The following is a 22,829-nucleotide window of genomic DNA, read 5'->3' as shown; positions in this document are numbered from 1 at the left end:
ACAGCCCAGGATTCTTGTCTTTCGTTGCGGTCGATTGAGCTTCCCGGAATCAGGGAAAGGTGAGAGAGATCCCTCTAATCTTCAAGCTGTTTTTCGACTTCGTCTGCGACCTGCTGAACGTGTGTGCCGATGATCACTTGTGCCTGCGTACGGCCGCTTCTTGCGACACCTACTGCACCGGCCTTTTTGATCGTGGTGTCATCGATCAACGTATTATCCTTGACTTCTAGACGGAGTCTCGTCGCGCAGTGGGCCAGACTGACGATATTACTGCGGCCGCCCAGTCCAGCGATCACCTGGCTTGCCATAGCACTGTATTTCCTTTCGCCTTCAGCAGCTGAGGATTCCTGCACGGCTTCATCGCCGCGCCCCGGCGTCTTCATATCAAATGTCTTGATCGCCACTCTGAACACGACATAATAGAGAGCAAAGAAGACGAGCCCCTGCACCATCAGCATGAGCGGATGATTGGCCATCGGATTAAATAATGAAAGGGCAAAATCGATAAGACCTGCACTGAAGGCGAAACCTGCTGTCCACTGGAAGAGCGCTGCAATCAATAATGATAAGCCGGTCAGAACGGCATGGATCAGGAACAGGCCCGGTGCCGCGAACATAAAGGCAAATTCAATGGGTTCAGTGATACCGACGAAGAATGCGGATATCGCACCGGCCAGCATGAGACCTGCGACACGTTTCTTATGTCTGGGTTCAGCAGTGTGATACATGGCAAGTGCTGCAGCCGGCATACCGAACATCATGACCGGGAAGAAGCCGGCCATATAACGCCCGGTGATGCCTTGCTGACCGGTGCCCTGCTGGAAGTTGACGACATCGTTCACGTTGGCGACATCGAACCAGAAGACTGAATTGAGCGCGTGATGAAGGCCGAGCGGTATCAACAGACGGTTGAAGAAACCGTATAGACCGGCTCCGACAGGCCCCATCCCTAAAATCCACTCACCAAATGTCACCAGACCCGAATAGATGAAGGGCCACATGAAGAGCAGAATCAGTGCCAGCAGCATCGCAGCGAAGGCTGTCATGATCGGCACCAGGCGTTTGCCGCTGAAGAAGGAAAGCGCCATCGGTAACTCTGTCTCTGAGAAGCGGTTGAACAAATAAGCGGCGATCAGACCGACTATAATTCCGATGAACACGTTGGAATTGTCGATTTTGGCGAAGCCGGCATTAACCGTCTCAAGAGGGACACCACTGAAGACTGCAACATTCTCCGGCTTCAGGATAGTCGTCACCATAAAGAAGCCGACGACAGCTGACAGTGCCGCTGCACCGTCATTTTTCTTCGACATCCCGAGCGCAGTCCCGATTGCAAAGAGCAGTCCCATCAATGACAGGATGCTCATGCCTGCTGTAAAAAAGAACTGGCTGACGATCGTCTTTTCCCCCGTCATCGCCTCAAGTGCGTTGGCCACCCCCACTATAATAGCCGCTGCAGGTAATATGGCAACCGGCAGCATGAGCGAGCGACCGAGTCGCTGAAAGAAATTCAGCATATAAAAACCTCCTCTGAAAATATTGTTAATCATTTTACTTAATCACTTTAACCGTTTTCATCGTCTTTATCAATGCTTTTCTATGCTATAATAGCCTCATTCTGATAAGGGTGTGACAAAATGGAATATGTATTGACCAACTGTCTGATTTATACGGAGGACAAAGTTGAGCACGGCTATATAATAGTAGAGAATCAAAAAATCAAATGTGTCGAAGCCGGTCATTACCGCGGCGCGCTCGAATGCCATGATATGCACAAGCAGCATATCCTCCCCGGCTTTATCGATATCCATATACACGGCGGTTACGGTCAGGACTTTATGGATGCCGATCTAACCGGCCTGCAGCACCTTTCCCGGTCATTGCTGACGGAAGGGACGACGAGTTACCTCGCCACAACCATGACACAGTCAGAATCCGCTATCATGACCGCACTATCGACTTTAAGGGACTATCATCACCATCAATCCTCTGAAGGTGCTGAGATGCTCGGTATCCACCTTGAAGGTCCCTTTATCTCTGAACATAAGGTCGGTGCCCAAAATCCGATGTTTGTGGAGCGACCTAGTCGCGCACGTATTGAGAAGTTTCAGGCGCAAGCAGATCATCTGATCAAAATCATTACCTTCGCCCCCGAAGTCGACGGTGCAGATGAAGTGCTGGACCAGTTACATGACTCCATCATCTTCTCAATGGGACATACAGGGGCCACGTTTGACGATATCAACGAGGCGGCAGCAAGAGGCGCGAAGCACATCACCCACCTCTATAATGCAGCGACGCCATTTGAACATCGTCAGCCCGGTGCGTTCGGGGCTGCCTGGACGAATGATGACCTGGCTGCTGAGATCATTGTCGATGGTATCCATTCACATCCCGCAGCCGTTGATATTGCTTACCGCATCAAAGGACGTGACCGTTTATTCCTGATAACGGATGCGATGCGTGCTAAGGGCATGAGAAGCGGCATCTATGATTTAGGCGGTCAGGATGTCACTGTCACCCATAACACAGCCCGCCTGAAGGACGGGACACTTGCCGGCAGTATTCTCAGGATGAATCAGGGCCTGAGAAATATGATGCAGTATACAGGTCGTACGCTTGAAGAATTATGGCCGGTCACCAGCCTCAACCAGGCCGAGGCACTAGGGATAGAGGATAGAAAAGGCAGCATTACTGAAGGTAAGGATGCAGATCTGGTGGTCCTTGATGATGACTGCAACGTCATCATGACTATTAAGCATGGCGTGATGCACCGCTTTAACTAGGAACGGGTACAGCTGAACAGACGAAAAAAGGTTCCCCGTCTAAAGACGGAGAACCTTTTTCTGTCAGTTCAATCGTTTCCCTTTTTTCCCCTTCTGTTTTGTATACATCTTGACGCCTGAATTATAGGCGGCACGTGTAATCAAGTGACCTGCGACAGGACTTGTGATATAGAGGAACACAATGCCGAGTATGACCCTGACACTAAAATAATTATCATTGACAAAAAAGAAGATGAAGACGCCTGTCAACGTCAATAGGACACCGAGCGTCGAGCTCTTGGTCGCCGCATGACTTCTCGTGTAGACATCCTGAAACCTGACGAGACCGATTGAGCTGATGAGTGCCATCAGGCTGCCGAGCAGAATGATAAGAGCCGCAATCAGGTTACTTATTTCGCTTACGTTCAAAGATGATCCCCCTCTCAATGAAGCGCGAAGTCGCTATCGTGCTGATGAAGGCAAGGACCCCGATGATGATCACAGCCTCTAGATAGACCTGTGTGTGAAAGAGGACGCCGATAATAGCGACCGATGACATGATGATGACGCCGATGGTATCGAAGGCGACGACCCGGTCCGGTAGAGACGGACCGCTCAGCAGACGGTAGAGTGCGAGACTCATCGCGATGCCGTATATAATCAGTGCCAGTTTAATGATCAGCATACTCATGAATACACAACCTCCTTGATCAGTCGTTCATAGTTCTCTATCGATTTGAGCAGCTTCATATTCTCATTCTCCGTCTGGTTAAGCGCATGAATAAAGAGCAGCCGGTTGTCGTCTGAAATCTTCAGCACGACTGAACCTGGTGTCAGTATGATCAGCATGGTCAGCAATGTGACCTGCCAGCCCACCTGCAGGTTCGTCTCGTAGCAGACCACACCCGGGTTGACCTCCTCCGGTCTGAACAGAATATAGTCACTCGTCGTGAAACTGGACGTCACGAGCTCCACATTAAAGACCACGAAGAGCTTGAAGATGGCCCAGAGCTTATAAAGATAGAACTTGCCGCCGAAAAATTGATGGACGAGCCAGACGATGATGAGACCGATGATATAACCTCTGATAAATGTCGAAAAATAGAAACGTTCTTGATCACCGAAGAGCATCCAGAGAAAGGCGATGACAATATTCAGCAGGAACTGTGCCATTAACGTTCACCCCCGTTCATCAATGTCTCGATATAATCAGCGACATTCAGATGAGAAATCATGTCAAGAAGCGGCTGTGCAGCCAGTGAGACAAGAAGTGACAGCACAAAGAGCAACGTCATCGCCAGGTACTGATGCATATGGACCTGCTTCCGCTTCTCAGACAACGGTTCACCGAAGAAGACCCGGAGGAACATGCGAAGCAAAGCATACATGGCGACGAGACTGGACAGCACCAGAATAACCGTACCGATATACGCCTCGTCCTGCAGTCCGCCCTTGATGATCATCAGCTTCCCTGCGAACCCACCGAACGGCGGTACACCTCCGATGGTCAGCGTGACCAGCAGAAAAAGGATGCCAAGTGCCGGATAATGCTTGATCAGACCATGGTTCTGATTGATGGAACGGATATGGAGCTCACGGATGATGACACCTGACAGCAGGAAGAGCAGACTCTTGATGACCATATCATTCATCAGATAGAGCACTGCACCCTGCAGCCCTGCCTGTGTATCTGTCGCCAGGCCGAAGATGACGATGCCGATTGAAAGAATGATCTGATAGCAGATCATATATTTGATACTGCGGTAAGCGACAACCCCGATACAGCCGATCAGCATCGTGAAGATACTGCCTGAGATGATCAGATTGTGGGTGATGGGCGCATGAACAGAAAAGATGACCGTCGCAAAGCGGATCATCGCATAGACGCCGACTTTCGTCAGTAAGGCGCTGAAGATAGCCGAGTTCTCTGTCGAGAGTACAGCATAGGACTTCGGCAGCCACATAAACAGAATCAGCGCTGACTTCAAGGCGAAGACGAGCAGATAGAGCACCGCAATGAGCAGTGCATGACTCGTCATCCCGTGATCCTGCACTCTGAGCGAAAGATGCGCAAAGTTGAGTGTGCCGTACAGGCTGTAGGTCATCGCAATCGCCACGAGGAAAAGCCAGGAGCCGACTACATTGATGACAACATACGGCACAGTAGCCTTGAACTGCACTGCCCTGTTGCCGATAGCCATCAGAACGAAGGAAGCAAGGAGCATGACTTCGAACTGGACGAAGAGATTGAAGACATCAGCCGTCAGAAATGAGCCGTTGACACCGACGAGCAGAAAAAGCACAAATGGCAGCTTGATACTCTCAGCGGCCGGCCGGTGCAGACCGAATAGAAGAATCAGCGAGGTCAGCATGAGACTGATGCCCGATAACGAGAGACTCAGAAAATCACCGGCGAACTGTATGCCGTAAGGTGGGCGCCAGCCGCCGAAGTTGATGACGAAGATCTGCTCCGTCGAGAAATAGGCAAGTGTGAAAGCGATGACAGACGCAACAGCGGTCGCGCTGATCGCAATCTCCCTTCTATACTGCCTGATGATGACCGTCAGTACACCCGCAAGCAGCGGCAGAAGCATAGGAAGAATAATTAAATTACTCATCATGACCTCCCAGTGCATCGATATGATTGTGCTTCGTATGACGGTATGTGCGGTAGACGATGACGAGCAGGAAAGCAGTGATTGCGAAACTGATGACGATCGCCGTCAGTATCAGCGCCTGCGGTACCGCATCCACATACTCATCGCCGTTACCGATGATCGGCACGTTCTGTCCTGCCCGGCTCATGGAGAGAAGGAACAGATTCGAAGCATGGCTGAGAAGACTTGTGCCGAGTACAATCCGTATCAGGTTCTTTGACAGGACGAGATAGACACCTGTGAAAGTCAGCGTCCCTGTTATTATCATTATCAGTAAATTCACTTCGTATCACCACTAATCGTTAGAAGTATCGTCATCACGACGCCGAGGACGGTCAGAAGAATGCCGAACTCAAAAATCGTGACCGTTGTTATATGCAGTTTGCCGATCAAGGGCAGCCTGAAATATTGATCGTACTGCGTCAGCCAGTCATCACCGAAGAAAAGCGGCAGAAAGAGTGTCGATAGTGAGATCAGGATACCGCCGACAATGAGATAAGTGAAGTCAAACGGCAATATCTGCCTGATTTTCTCGGCATCGAATGTCAGGAACATCAGAATGAAGGCGGAGGCGAACACCAGACCGCCGATGAAGCCTCCGCCCGGCCCGTTATGACCGCTGAAGAAGATATAGAAACCGAACGTCAGAATAATCAGGATGACGATCTTTGAGATCGTCTCAAGCATGACGTCATTTTCTCTCATGCTCCGCCCCTCCTTTTCGTGTGATCAATGCGTAGATACCGAGTCCCGTGATCATAAGGACAACCCCTTCCAGCAAGGTATCAAATGCCCGGAAGTCACCGAGTATCGCATTGACGATATTTTTTCCGCCTGTCAGATCATAGGCCTTCTCGTAGTATTCAGAGATTGAGCTGTAGAGTTCCGCTGACTGCGAGATGACCATCATCGAGAGGACGAGCAAGGTCATCCCCCCTGCAATCGTCATGCTGACGACTCTGTTCAGCCTGCTTTTATTCTCCCGCTCAAGGTTAGGCAGATGATAGAAACAGCTGAGAAAGAGTACAGTCGTGATCGTCTCAATGACGAACTGAGTCAGCGCGAGGTCAGGCGCAAACATCAGGATATAGATCATTGAGGTGCCGTAGCCGATTGCACCGGTGAGCAAGGTGGCCGTCATCCTCGACTGCACCTTCATCATGGCATAGGAAGCAGCGACAATGAAGCCTGCCAGTAATGTCGTATAGTAATCCATCTCGGACAGTTCGAATGCCGGATAGACATCGTACATGACCGCGAGACTGAGCGGCAGGCTGGTCAGCAGGATGAACGCGAACAGAAACATCAGATAGTGGTTCAAGCGGTCCGTCATAATCCGTCTGATGACTTTCTGGCTGACGGCATCCAGCCCTTTCATACTCTTATGGTAGAGTATATTCAGCGGCATCTCCTTATATTTCGGAAAGAGCCTGCGGTAGACGCCACTTGCGACGATCAGCCCACCGCTGCCGACGATGATGACGGTCAGAAGAAGCGTCACATTGAAGCCGTGCCAGGCATGGACCGGCTTTATGTAGGCCGCCGGATCAAACATCAGCACGACACCGAGGGCCGGTGCGATAAGGGCATAGAGCAGCACATTCGGCACAAAGAAGAACAGGATCACAAGCGCCGCCAGAATGACCGGTGAAATCAGGATGCCCCGCGACTCCTCGTGATCCACTTCAACTGAACGCTCACCGAAGAAGGTCCGGACAATGGCAATCAGACTGTAGACAAAGGTCCCGATACTGGCGATGACACCCGCTGAAGTCAGCCACACTGCGTAACGCCCTTCGAAGTCAACGAGCGCGGTCAGGAACATCTCCTTAGTGAGGAAGCCGTTCAAGAAAGGCAGCCCCGCCATCGACAGCGCACCGATGGTCATGACCGTGAATGTGACAGGCAGCAGCTGCCTCAGACCTCCGAGCTTTGAAAGGTCGCGTGTATGAGTGATGTGATCGACAATGCCCGCTCCCATGAAAAGAGCCGCCTTAAAAAGCGCGTGATTGATGATGTGCAGCAGTGCACCGGTCAGCGTGATGACTATGAAAGGTCTCAGCGCCTCACGGGACCCGTCAAAGGCAGAGAGACCGATCATGGAGACAATCATGCCGAGCTGACTGATCGTGGAATAGGCAAGCAGGCCTTTCAGATCACTCTGTCTGACTGCGAAGAGACTGCCGACCAGCATTGTGAGCAGGCCGTCAATGATGAGAATCCACTGAAAGACCGGTTCACCGCTGAAGATAGGAAACAATCTCAAAAGAAGATAGATTCCCGCTTTAACCATCGTCGCCGAGTGGAGATAGGCACTGACCGGCGTCGGCGCCTCCATCGCATCCGGCAGCCAGATATGGAACGGGAACTGCGCTGATTTTGTCAATGCACCAAGCAGAATGGCCCCCATTGCGAAATAATAGAGGGAGGATTTCCCCTGCCCGTCGAGCCGGGCGGCAATCTGCATGATGTCGTTGGTCCCTGTGATGATATAGAGCGCAATAAAGCCCATCAGCATCATCATACCGCCGAAGACTGTGATCAGAAAGGACTTCAGGGCACCTGAACGGGCCGCCTTCTTCTTATACCAGAAACTGATGAGTAAAAATGAGGAGATACTAGTCAGTTCCCAGAAGACGTAGAGAACAATGGAGTTTGTCGACAGGACCACCCCGTACATCGCCGTCATGAAGAGCAGCAGGTAACTGTAGAACTTAGGGAGATTCTCGTGCTTCGACAAATAGAAGACGGAATAGATAACGACAAGAACACCGATGAACGAGATCAATGCAAAGAAAATCAGGCTCAGGCTGTCGAGCCTGAACGAAAAATTGACATCGAGGGCAGGAATCCACGGCACAGTCTGCCTGAACGTCTGCCTGGTTGCAAGAGCATAGAGACTGAGTGCTGACCCCATCAAGGGATAGAGAGCGGCTGTCACGCCGAGCGGCACCCGTTTCACAGAATGATGATGCAGCCAGATAAGTCCCATGATGACAAATCCGGTCAGCAGAAATAAAGCTAACATAATTCACTTCCTTATAGATTCAATGTAATGCAAGATGATGGCAGCTGCGGTACATCAATGAAATGATAGGTCATCTTTTTGGACTGATGACCGAGGAGGTGCTGCAGATCAGTTATATCCATACCACTTTCATAGAGATGATAAGCAAAAGTTTTCTTCAGGGACTGCATGCCGATATTCAGCCGAATATCCAGCGCCTGAGCAGCCTCAGATAACGTGCGGTGCAGCTGCTGACGGGTATAGGGCTTGCCTGTACGGTCCGATGTGAACAGATGGTCACCCTGCTGCAGGTTCTCCGACTGAATAAATGCATCCAGTTCCGCCCTCAGATAATCCGGGAGCACAATCTGAAAACCATTGACAGCACGAAAGACCGGCGGCTTGACATCCCGGACCGTCAGCCGGACAAGCTCCTCAGTCTTCAGCGGCGCATTGATACCGACCGCAAAGAGAAGATAGTATTTGATGTGACGTCGCCTCAGATGTACCTTCAGCCGCTCGATCACAAGCACATCCTTAAGCGGTTCCACCTTAAGCATAGGCGCCTCCTTTCGACTTTACTTATTCATAGTAATATATATTTGAGTCACATTCTATCGTTCTGCTCATCAAAAAAACCGGACTACGCCGTGTAGTCCGGTTTCTCCTAATCTACGATAGTGCTCTCCCCTGATATTCGAATCATTCTCAGCTTGACCAGTTCAAAGTGCGGCTTCAGCAGGTAGCCCGCTGAGCAGAAGAGCAGCCCGAAAAGAGCCAGTATTGATATACGATTCAGCACGATTTCAGGCAGCACCATCATCACAATAGCGAGTGCCTTCAGAGCTGCATCTCAACATCAAGATAGCGGGTCGGCTCATCAGGAATCAGTAATAAAAAAAGAGCTTCTGAAAAATCAGAAGCTCTGGTATGCGGCCGAGAGGAGTTGAACCTCCACGCCCTTGCGGGCACTAGCGCCTGAAGCTAGCGCGTCTGCCATTCCGCCACGACCGCTCAAGCAATAAATTAATTATAACAGTAATTTCAGAAAAGAAAAGCCTTTGTGTAAAAGTTATATTAAATTTGTAAATTACCAAATCAACATTAAAGAGGCTTCGTTTTCTTTCAGGAAAGTATCATCTGTAATGGCGTCAACTGAAAGAATCGTGATGACTTTGATCAAGACAAGAGAAGATAGAAGGCACTATCAACTCAAGGAACCGAATCTGACAGGGCTGAATCGAGCGCTGAAGCATTTCATGCTGAACATTCCGTCTGAAAACATGGATGGGCAGAATAAAAAGCAGCTATCAGTTTCGGCGCCCTGCCGCTGCAGGCGATTCCGATGGTCGCAGGATATAAACGGTCTCTATCAGGCCCTCTCTTTGTCAGAAACCTTCAGATCACACAGCCGACAGCGGAATCATCCTATTCATAATGCTGAATCACCCGCTCAAGCATCACCTGATTCTTCTCCGTGATCTCTGCTCTTCTCGGGATCTCCTGATAACCCCTTAAATCAGCATCCCATGTCAGTGGCAGTTCGAGTTTCGTCTCGGGCTGCCACTTTTCAATCCAGTCAGCCGGCAGTTCACCTGTCGGTATATCAATTTCTTTCATCGCAAGCCAGACCTGACTCCAGGCAAGCGGTGCAACCTGAAAGATATTGTAGCCCCCTCCCCCGACTGCCACCCACCTGCCGCCGCAGTATTCATCGGCCAGAGATTTGACGATGCGCGGAATCTGCTCAAAGATGCGATGCGTGCAGTGCAGATGCGTCAGTGGATCCAGGTAATGCGCATCTGCGCCGTTCTGGCTGAGAATCACGTCAGGTTTGAAGAACCTGCACGCGACTGCGAGACTCTGCTGAAAACATTCGAGAAATGATTCGTCTTCTGTATAGGCATCAACCGGCAGATTCATACTGCAGAGATAACCCTCACCCTCACCCTTCTCATTGATATTGCCCGTTCCCGGGAACAGATAGCGGCCAGTCTCGTGAATAGAATAGGTAAAGACATCCTGATCATCATAGAAGGAGAACTGGACACCGTCCCCGTGATGGGCATCCGTATCGACATATAGGACACGTGCACCGTATTTCTGCTTCATATACTGGATGGCGACCGCACTGTCATTATAAATACAGAAGCCGGAAGCACGACCCCTGAATCCGTGATGGAGTCCGCCGCCGATATTGCAGGCACGCGCAGCTGCGCCTGTCATCACGATATCACAGGCCGTCAGTGTACTGCCGACCAGCCAGGCGGCACTGTCATGCATCCCGCTGAAGTTCGGTGTGTCCGGAGAGTTCAGTCCATAACTTTCACATTTATCCGTAGGGAGCTGATTCTGTCCTGCGAGCTTGACCGCTTCTATATAATCCTGATGATGGATGAGTGCCAGCTCCTCATCTGTCGCCTTTCTTCCCGGTACTATCTCATCTTCGGTCAGCACACCCATTTTCTTCAGCAGATCCGTCGTCAGCAGAAAGCGCATCTGGTTGAATGGATGCTGATCTGAGAACCGGTATTTCAGTAATTCGCCTGAATAGACATAACCGCTCATAGGCGCATATCCAGGGGTGTTCTGACTTTGTATCCTGCCGCATCCAGGGCATCGATGATTGGACCGGGATTCATGGACTGCATGCGGACCAGGACGAGTTTCTGATCCTTATTCTCCTTGTCACGGTAGACCAGAATACTTTCAATACTGGTCTGGTGCACCTGGAAGACTTTCGTGACTTCATGCATGATTCCTGCCACATCAGGAACGGCAACCTCAATAACCGAGCCCGGTGTCATCACCCCTGTCAGCTCAAGGAATGTGTTCAGCATATCTTTCTGCGTGACGATGCCGACACACCGGCCGTTTCTGACAACAGGAATGGAGCCGATCGCAAGTTCATAGAAATCCACGGCGATATCCTCCACGAAATCAAGCGGATGACAGGTCATGACATTCCGGCTCATAATCTCAGTCACCGATGCGTTCAGCTTCACCGCGTTCTCCCCCAGCATGGACGGCAGCGCCAGATTGACGTCACGGTCAGAGATGATACCTTTCACGACCATTCTGTCGTCCACCACCGGCAGATGTCGGATGTCTTCCTCTGTCATCAATGTAAAGGCGTCATCAATCGTCTTTTCTTCGTGTATAGTAATGCAAGGACTGGTCATAATACGTTCAACTAACATACATTCACCCCTATATAAAGAATCGGTTCATAAATCTGATCTTATCAAACTGATCAATCTGTTCATTCGTGATACGGCTGCCGATGCGCGCCATCAGGCTGTTGGCCGGATGGCTCGTGATCTCAGGGTCATTGGTCTGAAACTCCTCCATCCCCCCTGCTTCCATCATCTTCTTCATGATCTCCTTATACTCATAGACATTAAGCCCGCTGTTCTTCAGATCCCAGTGCCAGTAATATTCTGTCGTGATAATGATGTAGTCTTCCACCTGGTCATCCAGCATCGCAAGCTTCAGCATCTCCTTGCCGAGTCCGAGACTTCTGTAGTCGAGCGAGACCTCTATCGCACCGAGCTCGATCAGAAAAGGCAGGTTTCCTGCGCTCCATCTCTCCAGCGGGTCAGGATAAAGGAATGTCACGTAGCCGATGATGTGCTGGCCGTCACGACAGATGATGATGCGTCCCTCCGGCAGGTCGGCGATCTCCTTGATCGCTTCAAATTGTTCATCAGGCCGTCTGAAAGCAGTGAGCCCCTCGTCAAACGTAAACGCAGCCAGTGTTTCTCCATTCAGAGGTCCCTCAACAATAATATGTCTGTCATTTTGATGATAGTCATGTCTGAAATACCTTTTTTTATGTTCCATATACAACTCCTTCATCAATTTTTTAATTTTTTTGAAAACTCACTCTTTTTTATTATATAATAGTCAATGAAATATGAAAACGCATACAAAGGGGATGTTTGAATGAAAACTGAAATCTATGAAGTGGAACCGGGGCAATATCATCTTGAGGATTATGACCAGACTTATGCAGATTTCAACTGGGAAGAAGTTGAACAGGCATTTTCGTGGCATCAGACAGGCCGGGTCAACATGGCTTATGAATGCATCGACCGTCATGTGGATGACGGCAAAGGGGATAGAGTCGCACTCTACTATAAGGACAAGGACCGTAATGAACAGTACACTTTCCATGACATGAAAATAAATTCGAATAAAGCAGCGAACGTGCTGAAAGAAGCGGCGGACGTCAAAAAAGGGGACCGTGTCTTCATCTTCATGCCACGTTCACCGGAGCTTTACTTCGTGCTGCTGGGCACGCTTAAAATCGGTGCAATCGTCGGCCCATTATTTGAAGCCTTCATGGAAAAGGCAGTGAAGGACCGACTTGAGAACAGTGAAGCAAGCGTCATCGTGACGACAAAGAGCCTGGTCGGACGGATCCCGGTCGATGAACTGCCGCACTTAAGGCATATCTTTATCGTTGATGAGGATGTCGAAGAAGGTCATATCGACTTCCATGCTTTATATGATAAAGCAGACGAACAGTTCGATATCGAATGGCTGGACCGTGAAGACGGACTGATCCTGCATTATACATCAGGCTCTACAGGACAGCCTAAAGGAGTGCTGCATGTACAGAACGCCATGATCCAGCACTATATTTCCGGCCGTTACGTACTTGACCTGCAAGAAGATGACGTCTACTGGTGCACGGCTGATCCAGGCTGGGTCACAGGCACAAGTTACGGTGTCTTTGCGCCGTGGCTGAACGGGGTGACTAACGTCATCGCAGGCGGCCGCTTCTCACCTGAGAGCTGGTACAAGACGATCGAAGACTTCAAGGTGACCATCTGGTACTCTGCCCCTACCGCTTTCCGGATGCTGATGAGTGCCGGTGATGAGATGATCAAGAACCATGATCTATCCAGTCTCCGTCATATTCTGTCAGTCGGTGAGCCACTGAATCCTGAAGTCATCAAATGGGGCTACAAAGTCTTCGGCAAACGGATTCATGATACCTGGTGGATGACTGAGACAGGCGCTCATATGATTGTCAACTTCCCGAGCATGAAGATCAAGTCAGGTTCAATGGGCAAACCATTGCCGGGCGTTGTCGCTGCTATCGTCGACAATGACGGCAACGAGCTGCCCCCGAACCGCATGGGTAACCTGGCGATGAAAAAAGGATGGCCGTCTATGATGCGCACCATCTGGAATAACGAGGCGAAATATGAGTCATACTTCCTGCCCGGTGACTGGTATATCTCAGGTGACTCTGCCTATATGGATGAGGACGGCTACTTCTGGTTCCAGGGCCGCGTGGATGACGTCATCATGACAGCTGGTGAACGTGTCGGTCCGTTCGAAGTCGAATCGAAGCTCGTTGAACACCCGGCAGTCGCCGAGGCCGGTGTCATCGGCAAACCGGATCCGATCCGCGGAGAAATCATCAAAGCCTTTATTGCACTGCGCGAAGGCTGTGAACCGACGGATGAACTGAAAGAAGAGATCCGCGTCTTTGTCAAGAACGGACTCGCCGCTCATGCAGCACCCCGCGAAATCGAGTTCAAGGATAAACTGCCGAAGACCCGTTCCGGTAAAATCATGCGCCGCGTTCTGAAGGCATGGGAACTGGATCTGCCGACAGGTGACTTAAGTACGATGGAAGACTAAAATAAGCAGCTTACCGTATAGGTAGGCTGCTTTTCTGGTGGGTCCTGGTCCGGATGGAATAGGCAGGAGGTCCCTTATTCCCCGTTTATAGGACATACTATTTATCTCTGAAATATTCATCGACAATCGGTTTTACCATTTCGCCGTCATTCCTGTTGATCTGTATCAGCAGATAGAGTTTCTCATCGTAAAGCTGATTGTCGTCATTCAGCCATGCTCTCCGCTCGGCTGTCAGATAGTGCCGAGCGTCGCGAAACGCTGATAGACAGGGACCGGGTCATCTGGAGACAGGACCGTCACTGCTGAAGATAGCCTTATTCAGTCTGCGCCGCTTACTTATCTTTAGCAGCATTCTTCCATTCATTCTGATTGAATTTCACATAGTAATTCAGATCCCTTAACATCAAGTAACCTTTTCTTCTACAATGCGTATCCAGTCTGTACTTCAGCGGATTGAAGACATCTCTTTTTGCAATCAGCTTCTTCGTTTCCTCTTTTAACGCGCCAGCATCCAGCTGACTCAGCAGCAGACGATTAGGTATCACACTGAATAAATGCTCTTCTTTTAAATAGACGAGTTCATGCTGCTGCTTATTCACTAAATCATCCATATAACATCTCGCTATTGAATAACCGCTCTCCTTGATATAGGAACTGGAACGTCCGACACGTGTATTGACTTCAAAGAATTTGAACTTATCGTCACGTGCATCGTATTTCAGGTCAAAGTTAGCGAAGCCCGTATAGTGAAGTGTCTCCATCATATGCACGACCTTATTCATCAGTTCTGAGTTGAACCTTGTAATCAATGACGTATAATTCCCTACAGCTGTCAGTTGCGGCTCCTGCAGCAGTACCTGCGCCAAGGTCACTAACTGTCCTTTACCTGACGTATCGCCGTAATAAACGATATCCCACATATTCTGGTCCGGTCCCGCCACATATTCCTGGATAATGAGGTCAGCCTCGTAACCTGCATGCTTGATTTGTCTGATCGTCTGATCAACTTCCTGATAACTGTTCAGATGATATATTTTCTGCTTGCCTTCGAAATGGATGTCAAAATAAGCTGTCCCGTCGTCAGCTTTCAGTATTACCGGAAACTGAATATCCTCCTTAAAAGGCTCCTGATAGTCTGCTGCATCAATGGTGAAGGTAGCTGGAATATCCAGACCGAACTGCTCACAGATCTGATAGAAGTTATGTTTATAATAAAGCTGTTCAAACAAGTCCTCTTCAGGATAATTGAACAGAAAATCCTTCTCCAGATGTACCTTATTTCTGATGATCAGCTGTACGTATTCATCAGTGGTGCCGATAAGTAGTAAGGTATGACCTTTATATTTGTTCTTGACAGCCGCTAATCGTGCCAGAAAATGACGATTGTCATAGATCTCCTCATCAGAAATGATTTCCTTCATGATGATGGAGTACTGCGTAAAGGGAAGGAACCCTCCAGCCACAATGACAGGTTTTATATGATAATTCGCGTGGAAACTTGCGGCAACTGCATAAGCATTGATATTAGCACCGAGTATGATCGGCAGAACCTGACCGGCCATTTAAACACCCTTTATATTCTGATATTTTTAATACCTCTATTCATTATCATTTTACAGATAATTAAGATTTTAACAATACTGTTACTCGATTAAATTTTACAGTGAACATAATAAAATTTAAAAAAGCGCAGAACTAGTTTCTGCGCTTTTGTCTTCCTGACACTTATATAAGGATTCAGCCATCGTATAGTTTTTCGAGAGTCTGACTATTTTTCTGTGCCCATTAAAAAAACAGGTCACTTACTTTGCTCTTAGTCATGCTTGCCGTATGTCAGCTCAAAGACATACCATTTGTTATTCTCTTTGACCAGTTCCATTGATATATAACGGCCATATTCCCGCGAGATCCAGCCCGGTTCTGTTGTCTCTGAATAAGTGGGTTTACCGAGAGCTTTACTCAGTGTTGACGTCAGTTGCGGCAGTTTGGTGTCATAAGTGAAGTCTATTGTAGATACTTTTGTGCCTGAGACGCTGGCACTGCGCTTGGAATGATAGCCGGATAAGGTAATGTCATCATGCTTACCGTACCACCAGTCCACCATTGTTCCATCTGCATCACGATAGACATTCTCTGAACCTGATACGCCCCATAATTTCTGTACAGACCCAAATGTAGTACCTAACCTGACCCCTTTAAACGCGTAGGTCCCCTTTTTCATGGCACTGATATCCGACGTTGTAAGTGCCGGACTTACTGCTGAAGTCATTGAATAAGTCGCGGCCTCTGCCTGAGGATTCATCACAGGTGAAGCAGTTGTGATCATTGCACCTGCAATAATCGGTAACAGAAGTTTCTTCATATCATTTCCCCTTTAGTTGAGTAGTTACCTACTCATTATAAGCAAAGTCATAGGAGATAGACAGCCTGCACACAAACTTTTAAGGAAACTTTAAGACAAATCAAAAAGCCTGTTCATCAGAACAGACTCTTCACTATTAATATAAGCCTTTGACATCATCAGTTAAATCAATATAGATCCCTTTGACCTGCTGATAGTTGCGAATGGTTTCTCTGTACGTCTCGCGGCCGATACCTGATTTCTTGTAGCCGCCGAACGGAGAACCTGCCGGAATCTGGTTGTAAGTGTTGATCCAGACGCGGCCTGTATCGATACGGTTCGCAATATTCAGGGCACGGTTGATATCTTTCGTGAAGACACCGCCACCTAAGCCGTACTGTGAATCATTGGCAAGACGAATGACCTCTTCCACATCGCTGAACTTCTGAACGACCAGGACAGGGCCAAAGATTTCTTCCTGCGCGAGACGGCTGTCATTCGAATTGATTTCGATGATAGTCGGCTGGAAGAAGTGACCTTTATCAAGACCGTTCTCAGTGATGCGGTTACCACCTGTGACAATGTTCTGCCCTTCTTCTTTTGCCAGTTTGATATAGCTTTCAATCTTATCAATCTGAGCCTGGCCGGTCTGAGAACCCATCTGTGTCTCCATGTCCATCGGATCGCCTACTTTTACAGCTTCAAATGCTGTCTTCAGTCTGCCGATGAAGTCATCATAGAACTTATCCTCTACAAACAATCTTGAACCGGCACTGCAGACCTCGCCCTGGTTGAAGAGAATACCAAGCTGCACACCTTCAATCGCCTGATCGATATTACAGTCCGCAAAGATGATGTTGGCACTTTTACCCCCCAGTTCAAGCGTTGCAGGCACTAGACGTTTAGCCCCGGCTTCAGCAACGGAGTAACCGACTTCAGTTGAACCTGTAAATGATAACTTAGCGACATCCTCGTGGTTGAAAATAGCATTACCCGATTCTGATCCTTTGCCGGTTAAGACGTTCACCACACCAGCCGGCAGAATATCCTGCATGATTTCAGCGAGTTTCAGTACGCTGTATGGTGTTGAAGAAGACGGCTGAATCACGACTGTGTTACCCGCTGCCAGAGCAGGTGCAAGCTTCCATGCAGCAAGCAGGAACGGGAAGTTCCAGGCAACAACTGCACCGACGACACCGATCGGTTCATGACGGATAATACTCATCGTCTTCGCATCCATATCCTGAACCGTTCCTTCGTCAAGACGGATGACACTCGCGAAGTAGCGGTAATGATCAGCTGCTGTCGGAATATCGATCATTGAAGACTCACGTAATGCCTTACCTGTATTCAGTGATTCAATCTGAGCGATCTCATCTTTATGCGCCATAATCGCATCCGCAATTTTATTCAAATATTCAGCGCGCTCAGTCGGAGAAGTATAGCGCCATGTCTTAAATGCCTCTTTAGCTGCCTGAACTGCTTTGTCCACATCTTTTTCAGCAGCCTTAGCGATCTTTCCTAACACTTCACTGTTCGCAGGATTGGTTACTTCTAACGTTTCACCGTTCTCTGCCTCAACAAACTCACCGTTGATAAATAAGCTGTAAGAATCATCAATTACATTGTTAGTCAATTCTCATTCCTCCTCTTATGTGCTCATTCAATTATAAAAAAAGAATGGAAGAAATAGCAAATTAAATGCTTGAATATTCAGTGTATTTTATTTAAGCACAATTTTATTTAGGTAATTTTTACAATCAAGTTAGTCATCTCTGGTGAAAAATAAATTCGCTTTCTATCTTTCCGCGCTATCGCTTGAATGATTTGTAGAAAGGGCATGAATTAAATTCATCACCCTTCCTACACAATGATACGAAAAAATGCCATGACGAAGTCATTTTAATATTGAAGCTCTCATACCAACAATAAGGAATGAATTCGCATGACGCATATCAATGGTACCACGATATTACTCAAGGGCAAACATCTTTCCAGGGATGAACGAATCATTATTCAGACCCTGATTAATGAGCACTATTCTAACAGACAAATCACCAGAAAACTGGGCAGAGCTCCTCAGACAATCTACAATGAGATAAAGCGTGGATTCTAGACAAGAAAGAATCAACAAGTACAGAACAATCAGAGTTATACTTACTATCAAACTGTTTAATCACCCGATATGGCACAGGACAGATATTATGAAAAATCATATCAGATCAGGACGACGTCCGCTCATCATCACAGGTAATCCTTTTTAATCACAGACGACAACAATTTTAATCCACGCACCTACGTGAGGTGCGACGAAATGTTTATCATCGGATTATATACACCTGAAGATTTCAATCCACGCACCTACGTGAGGTGCGACAAGAAGAAAAAGAAGAGGTGGAAAACATGTTTTATATTTCAATCCACGCACCTACGTGAGGTGCGACCAAAACAACTGTATTAATTACGGCTACGTTACTATTATTTCAATCCACGCACCTATGTGAGGTGCGACCCGTTAAAAAAGAGATAACTAATTTATCTTTTATCATTTCAATCCACGCACCTATGTGAGGTGCGACGTAAACGTTGTTATTCGTAACGGCGTACCGCAAGGTATTTCAATCCACGCACCTATGTGAGGTGCGACTCTGTACGCGTTATGGCGGTCATAGGCTATCTTCTATTTCAATCCACGCACCTATGTGAGGTGCGACTCTAACTTATGAGACGGCCTTCATGTCAGTGCAATTTCAATCCACGCACCTATGTGAGGTGCGACGCCGATACTTAAAGGTTTTACTGATGACATCAAATTTCAATCCACGCACCTATGTGAGGTGCGACGGACGCAGGCAAACAGATTGACATCGTAGTCATTATTTCAATCCACGCACCTATGTGAGGTGCGACCTCGACCACTACTCCTTCACACTCGACGACATCATTTCAATCCACGCACCTATGTGAGGTGCGACGATTGTTATCGCACCACCTAAAGTAGTCGAGCCTAAATTTCAATCCATGCACCTATGTGAGGTGCGACATTCGCTTACCGTGTTATTTCTCAAGATCCAGTTGGTATTTCAATCCACGCACCTATGTGAGGTGCGACAGAGACGCTCAAGACGAAAGTCATCGAGCTGATTATTTCAATCCACGCACCTATGTGAGGTGCGACCCAGAATCGGCAGTAGTACAGACATGATGATTTATTTCAATCCACGCACCTATGTGAGGTGCGACGGTTAGTACAGAAAATATGATTGATGTTCTTAGTAATTTCAATCCACGCACCTATGTGAGGTGCGACTAAATCAGATAAGGGTTATGCATTCAATGAATTATTTCAATCCACGCACCTATGTGAGGTGCGACGATGGGCATTTTTATGAAGCTAGCACCTGTACTCATTTCAATCCACGCACCTATGTGAGGTGCGACGTAAAGATTGTGTTTGTACCTTTATACAGATTTGTATTTCAATCCACGCACCTATGTGAGGTGCGACGATATACAGAAAGCCATCTTTCAGGCGTCCGAGATTTCAATCCACGCACCTATGTGAGGTGCGACGATATACAGAAAGCCATCTTTCAGGCGTCCGAGATTTCAATCCACGCACCTATGTGAGGTGCGACAAGCCATCCAGAAACGAATGTATTAACAGCATTTCTATTTCAATCCACGCACCTATGTGAGGTGCGACGAGTGGAGAATGGATAAGACTGTAATAATCACTATTTCAATCCACGCACCTATGTGAGGTGCGACGTACAAGAGCGCTCGCAAAGATGCGTAAGCAGTACATTTCAATCCACGCACCTATGTGAGGTGCGACCTGCAGCAAGTTGGATGCCTGTACGGATAGTATTATTTCAATCCACGCACCTATGTGAGGTGCGATTGAACTAAAAAAACATTTCGGATTCTTAATCAATATTTCAATCCACGCACCTATGTGAGGTGCGACAGGCAAAACATCTTAATCAAGGAGGTTGACTTATATTTCAATCCACGCACCTATGTGAGGTGCGACTGCATCTCGTCAGGCGGTATTCAAACAGCTGAATATTTCAATCCACGCACCTATGTGAGGTGCGACAAGGAGACGTCAAGGAAACAAAGACAGGCTACAAAATTTCAATCCACGCACCTATGTGAGGTGCGACGACTGTCAGCGATGGTATGGAGCTGCCACAGCCATTTCAATCCACGCACCTATGTGAGGTGCGACGCTATTATTCCGACTAAAACGATTCCGACATCTATTTCAATCCACGCACCTATGTGAGGTGCGACAATGACATCATCAGAATAAGAGAAAGAATCAAATAATTTCAATCCACGCACCTATGTGAGGTGCGACCGCAGGAGGAGATTGATAATAGTAAAGTCAATCTATTTCAATCCACGCACCTATGTGAGGTGCGACACAGCTTATCCTGTACCTTCTTCTTCAGATAAAGGATTTCAATCCACGCACCTATGTGAGGTGCGACTAATCTAACTGGTAAAGAGTTTCAGAAGGCAACTATTTCAATCCACGCACCTATGTGAGGTGCGACAGATGCTGGAAGAAGAAAGACAGATCGTTAAAACAATTTCAATCCACGCACCTATGTGAGGTGCGACGTGAAAGAAAAATTCGAAAAATACGTGCGAAAGATTTCAATCCACGCACCTATGTGAGGTGCGACCTCGAGTTAGTGATAAGTTTAAAAAGTATGACTTATTTCAATCCACGCACCTATGTGAGGTGCGACTACTTCCCTAATATCCTGTCCTCTAATGATACTAAATTTCAATCCACGCACCTATGTGAGGTGCGACTGACATTGACCGCGAGACCATGCACGGTGTCATCAATTTCAATCCACGCACCTATGTGAGGTGCGACGGAGCAGCGTAAAAATAATAGCAACCGCTTCTCAGATTTCAATCCACGCACCTATGTGAGGTGCGACAAACTTTAGACTCTTTGCGACAAAGGTGTTAACATTTCAATCCACGCACCTATGTGAGGTGCGACGCATACGGCTCAGACGATACCTCATGACAGATAAATTTCAATCCACGCACCTATGTGAGGTGCGACGACAATCTGACCTGCAGTAACACGATCCCCCTTCTATTTCAATCCACGCACCTATGTGAGGTGCGACGCCAGTGTAGATAATGTATTCCTGAAAGATATCATTTCAATCCACGCACCTATGTGAGGTGCGACGGTGGTAGGATTGATAACCCTAAACCGGCTGAAAAATTTCAATCCACGCACCTATGTGAGGTGCGACCGAAGCCCTGGAAGACAAGGCAGACAATTACGTGAATTTCAATCCACGCACCTATGTGAGGTGCGACCCTCCGCATCCTAACTCAATTAGAACTCAGTTTAAATTTCAATCCACGCACCTATGTGAGGTGCGACGCGCCAATGCCATCCATAGCATTATTTTTCATACCGTATTTCAATCCACGCACCTATGTGAGGTGCGACTTTGAGTCTGGATTGTGTTAGATGCAGCGACGATATTTCAATCCACGCACCTATGTGAGGTGCGACGAGTAGAAAAAGGGTTTTCTGAAGGCAGCTATCTATTTCAATCCACGCACCTATGTGAGGTGCGACGCAGCATCTAAATCTGACCTGAACCGCGCTTATAAATTTCAATCCACGCACCTATGTGAGGTGCGACATTAGTTTCACCTCCTCTCAATATAAATTGCAAAATTTCAATCCACGCACCTATGTGAGGTGCGACGGTTATCGGCTATACGACAGGGGTCATGACAGCTATTTCAATCCACGCACCTATGTGAGGTGCGACACGGCTGATGGGCATTTAATTTTAAAATCATAGGAGATTTCAATCCACGCACCTATGTGAGGTGCGACGCATCACAATAACACCGAAAATCCGATGAGTCAATTTCAATCCACGCACCTATGTGAGGTGCGACTGCTTATTTTAGAGCAAATAAAAATGCAGAGTAATACATAAGCGAAATATTACACCTACTTTTGATTTAAAATCGTTCTTATTTAACTATAAAATGTGCGACTACTCCTACTTTTTATGAGTGACCACGGTTCGCTCTTTATAGAATGAAGACATCTGTATCTGGATTATACGCATCACTTTTACCTATATTTTCCACTCGTCTCACCCAGTTTTTCCCTAATAGATAGAATCGTAATGAATCTGTTTCATTATCTATAATTTTTTCTAATTCAGCCTTGACTCTTACATATTGATCTGGTTCTACGCTGCACTCAAACACTGAATTCTGAACTCTTTGACCATAGTCTGTACATTTTTTAGCAACTTGCCTGAGTCGCTTTCTGCCACTTTTCTCAATCGTACTTACATCATAGGTAACCAATACAAGCATAATATTCT

General features: G+C 47.7%; 19 protein-coding genes, 1 tRNA gene, 1 pseudogene and 1 CRISPR repeat array. Of the genes and pseudogenes, 3 read left to right on the top strand and 18 right to left on the bottom strand.

Features of this window, described 5'->3' with window-relative positions; genetic code table 11:
* Positions 1-74 precede the first annotated feature (74 nt).
* A complete protein-coding gene (nagE, locus tag ERX40_RS02340; protein WP_133416891.1) occupies positions 75-1,517 on the bottom strand; it encodes an N-acetylglucosamine-specific PTS transporter subunit IIBC in 1,443 nt (480 codons plus the stop codon).
* A 120-nt stretch (positions 1,518-1,637) separates the two neighbouring features.
* Here nagE and nagA point away from each other — a divergent pair, with 120 nt between their 5' ends.
* Positions 1,638-2,786: an N-acetylglucosamine-6-phosphate deacetylase gene (nagA, locus tag ERX40_RS02335; RefSeq protein WP_133416890.1), complete on the top strand. Its 1,149-nt coding sequence runs from the start codon at positions 1,638-1,640 to the stop codon at positions 2,784-2,786.
* A gap of 63 nt (positions 2,787-2,849) precedes the next feature.
* Here the strand turns inward: nagA and ERX40_RS02330 are convergent, their stop codons facing one another.
* From ERX40_RS02330 to ERX40_RS02275, 13 genes are all read right to left on the bottom strand, one after another.
* Positions 2,850-3,194 (bottom strand): Na+/H+ antiporter subunit G, encoded by a 345-nt coding sequence (locus tag ERX40_RS02330; protein WP_133416889.1) that lies wholly within the window; start codon positions 3,192-3,194, stop codon positions 2,850-2,852.
* Positions 3,172-3,456: a Na(+)/H(+) antiporter subunit F1 gene (locus tag ERX40_RS02325; RefSeq protein ID WP_133416888.1), complete on the bottom strand. Its 285-nt coding sequence runs from the start codon at positions 3,454-3,456 to the stop codon at positions 3,172-3,174. The genes ERX40_RS02330 and ERX40_RS02325 overlap by 23 nt, the downstream gene beginning before the upstream one ends.
* The gene (locus tag ERX40_RS02320) at positions 3,453-3,938 is read right to left on the bottom strand and encodes a Na+/H+ antiporter subunit E (RefSeq protein WP_133416887.1); all 486 of its coding nucleotides are present in this window, start codon (positions 3,936-3,938) and stop codon (positions 3,453-3,455) included. Before ERX40_RS02320 ends, ERX40_RS02325 begins: the two co-directional genes overlap by 4 nt.
* Entirely contained in the window at positions 3,938-5,383 is a 1,446-nt protein-coding gene (locus ERX40_RS02315) for a proton-conducting transporter transmembrane domain-containing protein (protein ID WP_165980626.1), read from the bottom strand. The genes ERX40_RS02320 and ERX40_RS02315 overlap by 1 nt, the downstream gene beginning before the upstream one ends.
* Entirely contained in the window at positions 5,376-5,705 is a 330-nt protein-coding gene (locus tag ERX40_RS02310) for a Na(+)/H(+) antiporter subunit C (protein ID WP_133416885.1), read from the bottom strand. Before ERX40_RS02310 ends, ERX40_RS02315 begins: the two co-directional genes overlap by 8 nt.
* Positions 5,702-6,127, bottom strand: coding sequence for a monovalent cation/H+ antiporter subunit B (locus ERX40_RS02305; protein ID WP_133416884.1), 426 nt, complete (start codon positions 6,125-6,127; stop codon positions 5,702-5,704). Before ERX40_RS02305 ends, ERX40_RS02310 begins: the two co-directional genes overlap by 4 nt.
* Entirely contained in the window at positions 6,114-8,450 is a 2,337-nt protein-coding gene (gene mbhE, locus ERX40_RS02300) for a hydrogen gas-evolving membrane-bound hydrogenase subunit E (protein WP_133416883.1), read from the bottom strand. The genes ERX40_RS02305 and mbhE overlap by 14 nt, the downstream gene beginning before the upstream one ends.
* A gap of 11 nt (positions 8,451-8,461) precedes the next feature.
* Positions 8,462-8,989: a tyrosine-type recombinase/integrase gene (locus ERX40_RS02295; protein ID WP_133416882.1), complete on the bottom strand. Its 528-nt coding sequence runs from the start codon at positions 8,987-8,989 to the stop codon at positions 8,462-8,464.
* Positions 8,990-9,096: 107 nt separating this feature from the next.
* On the bottom strand, positions 9,097-9,249 hold the full coding sequence (locus ERX40_RS11165; RefSeq protein WP_165980625.1) for a hypothetical protein: 153 nt from the start codon (positions 9,247-9,249) through the stop codon (positions 9,097-9,099).
* A 111-nt stretch (positions 9,250-9,360) separates the two neighbouring features.
* Positions 9,361-9,443: transfer RNA gene (locus ERX40_RS02290), tRNA-Leu, on the bottom strand.
* A 414-nt stretch (positions 9,444-9,857) separates the two neighbouring features.
* Positions 9,858-10,997, bottom strand: coding sequence for an acetoin utilization protein AcuC (locus ERX40_RS02285; protein ID WP_133416881.1), 1,140 nt, complete (start codon positions 10,995-10,997; stop codon positions 9,858-9,860).
* Positions 10,994-11,629 (bottom strand): CBS and ACT domain-containing protein, encoded by a 636-nt coding sequence (locus ERX40_RS02280; RefSeq protein WP_133416880.1) that lies wholly within the window; start codon positions 11,627-11,629, stop codon positions 10,994-10,996. Before ERX40_RS02280 ends, ERX40_RS02285 begins: the two co-directional genes overlap by 4 nt.
* 10 nt (positions 11,630-11,639) lie before the next feature.
* Entirely contained in the window at positions 11,640-12,272 is a 633-nt protein-coding gene (locus ERX40_RS02275) for a GNAT family N-acetyltransferase (RefSeq protein WP_133416879.1), read from the bottom strand.
* A gap of 102 nt (positions 12,273-12,374) precedes the next feature.
* Between ERX40_RS02275 and acsA the strand changes: the two genes are divergently transcribed.
* On the top strand, positions 12,375-14,087 hold the full coding sequence (gene acsA, locus ERX40_RS02270) for an acetate--CoA ligase (protein ID WP_133416878.1): 1,713 nt from the start codon (positions 12,375-12,377) through the stop codon (positions 14,085-14,087).
* A 332-nt stretch (positions 14,088-14,419) separates the two neighbouring features.
* On the opposite strand, the gene ERX40_RS02265 is transcribed toward acsA, so the two are convergent.
* The 3 genes from ERX40_RS02265 to ERX40_RS02255 form a co-directional block, all read right to left on the bottom strand.
* Entirely contained in the window at positions 14,420-15,649 is a 1,230-nt protein-coding gene (locus ERX40_RS02265) for a carboxylate--amine ligase (protein ID WP_133416877.1), read from the bottom strand.
* A gap of 251 nt (positions 15,650-15,900) precedes the next feature.
* Positions 15,901-16,449, bottom strand: coding sequence for a hypothetical protein (locus ERX40_RS02260; protein ID WP_133416876.1), 549 nt, complete (start codon positions 16,447-16,449; stop codon positions 15,901-15,903).
* Positions 16,450-16,585: 136 nt separating this feature from the next.
* On the bottom strand, positions 16,586-18,064 hold the full coding sequence (locus tag ERX40_RS02255; RefSeq protein ID WP_133416875.1) for an aldehyde dehydrogenase family protein: 1,479 nt from the start codon (positions 18,062-18,064) through the stop codon (positions 16,586-16,588).
* A gap of 309 nt (positions 18,065-18,373) precedes the next feature.
* Here ERX40_RS02255 and ERX40_RS02250 point away from each other — a divergent pair.
* Positions 18,374-18,538, top strand: a pseudogene (locus ERX40_RS02250) (helix-turn-helix domain-containing protein); the annotation flags it as partial.
* Positions 18,539-18,707: 169 nt separating this feature from the next.
* Positions 18,708-22,389: a CRISPR direct-repeat array (repeat unit 32 nt; unit sequence ATTTCAATCCACGCACCTATGTGAGGTGCGAC).
* A gap of 138 nt (positions 22,390-22,527) precedes the next feature.
* On the opposite strand, the gene cas2 reads toward ERX40_RS02250, so the two are convergent.
* Positions 22,528-22,821 carry a CRISPR-associated endonuclease Cas2 gene (gene cas2 / locus ERX40_RS02245; RefSeq protein WP_133416873.1) on the bottom strand — a complete coding sequence of 98 codons (294 nt, stop codon included), beginning with the start codon at positions 22,819-22,821 and terminating at the stop codon, positions 22,528-22,530.
* Between the last annotated feature and the right edge of the window lie 8 nt (positions 22,822-22,829).

The sequence above is a fragment of the Macrococcus carouselicus genome (genome assembly GCF_004359515.1).
In the GTDB taxonomy this organism is placed as follows: Bacteria; Bacillota; Bacilli; order Staphylococcales; family Staphylococcaceae; genus Macrococcus; species Macrococcus carouselicus.
This window is presented reverse-complemented; position numbering and strand designations above follow the sequence as displayed.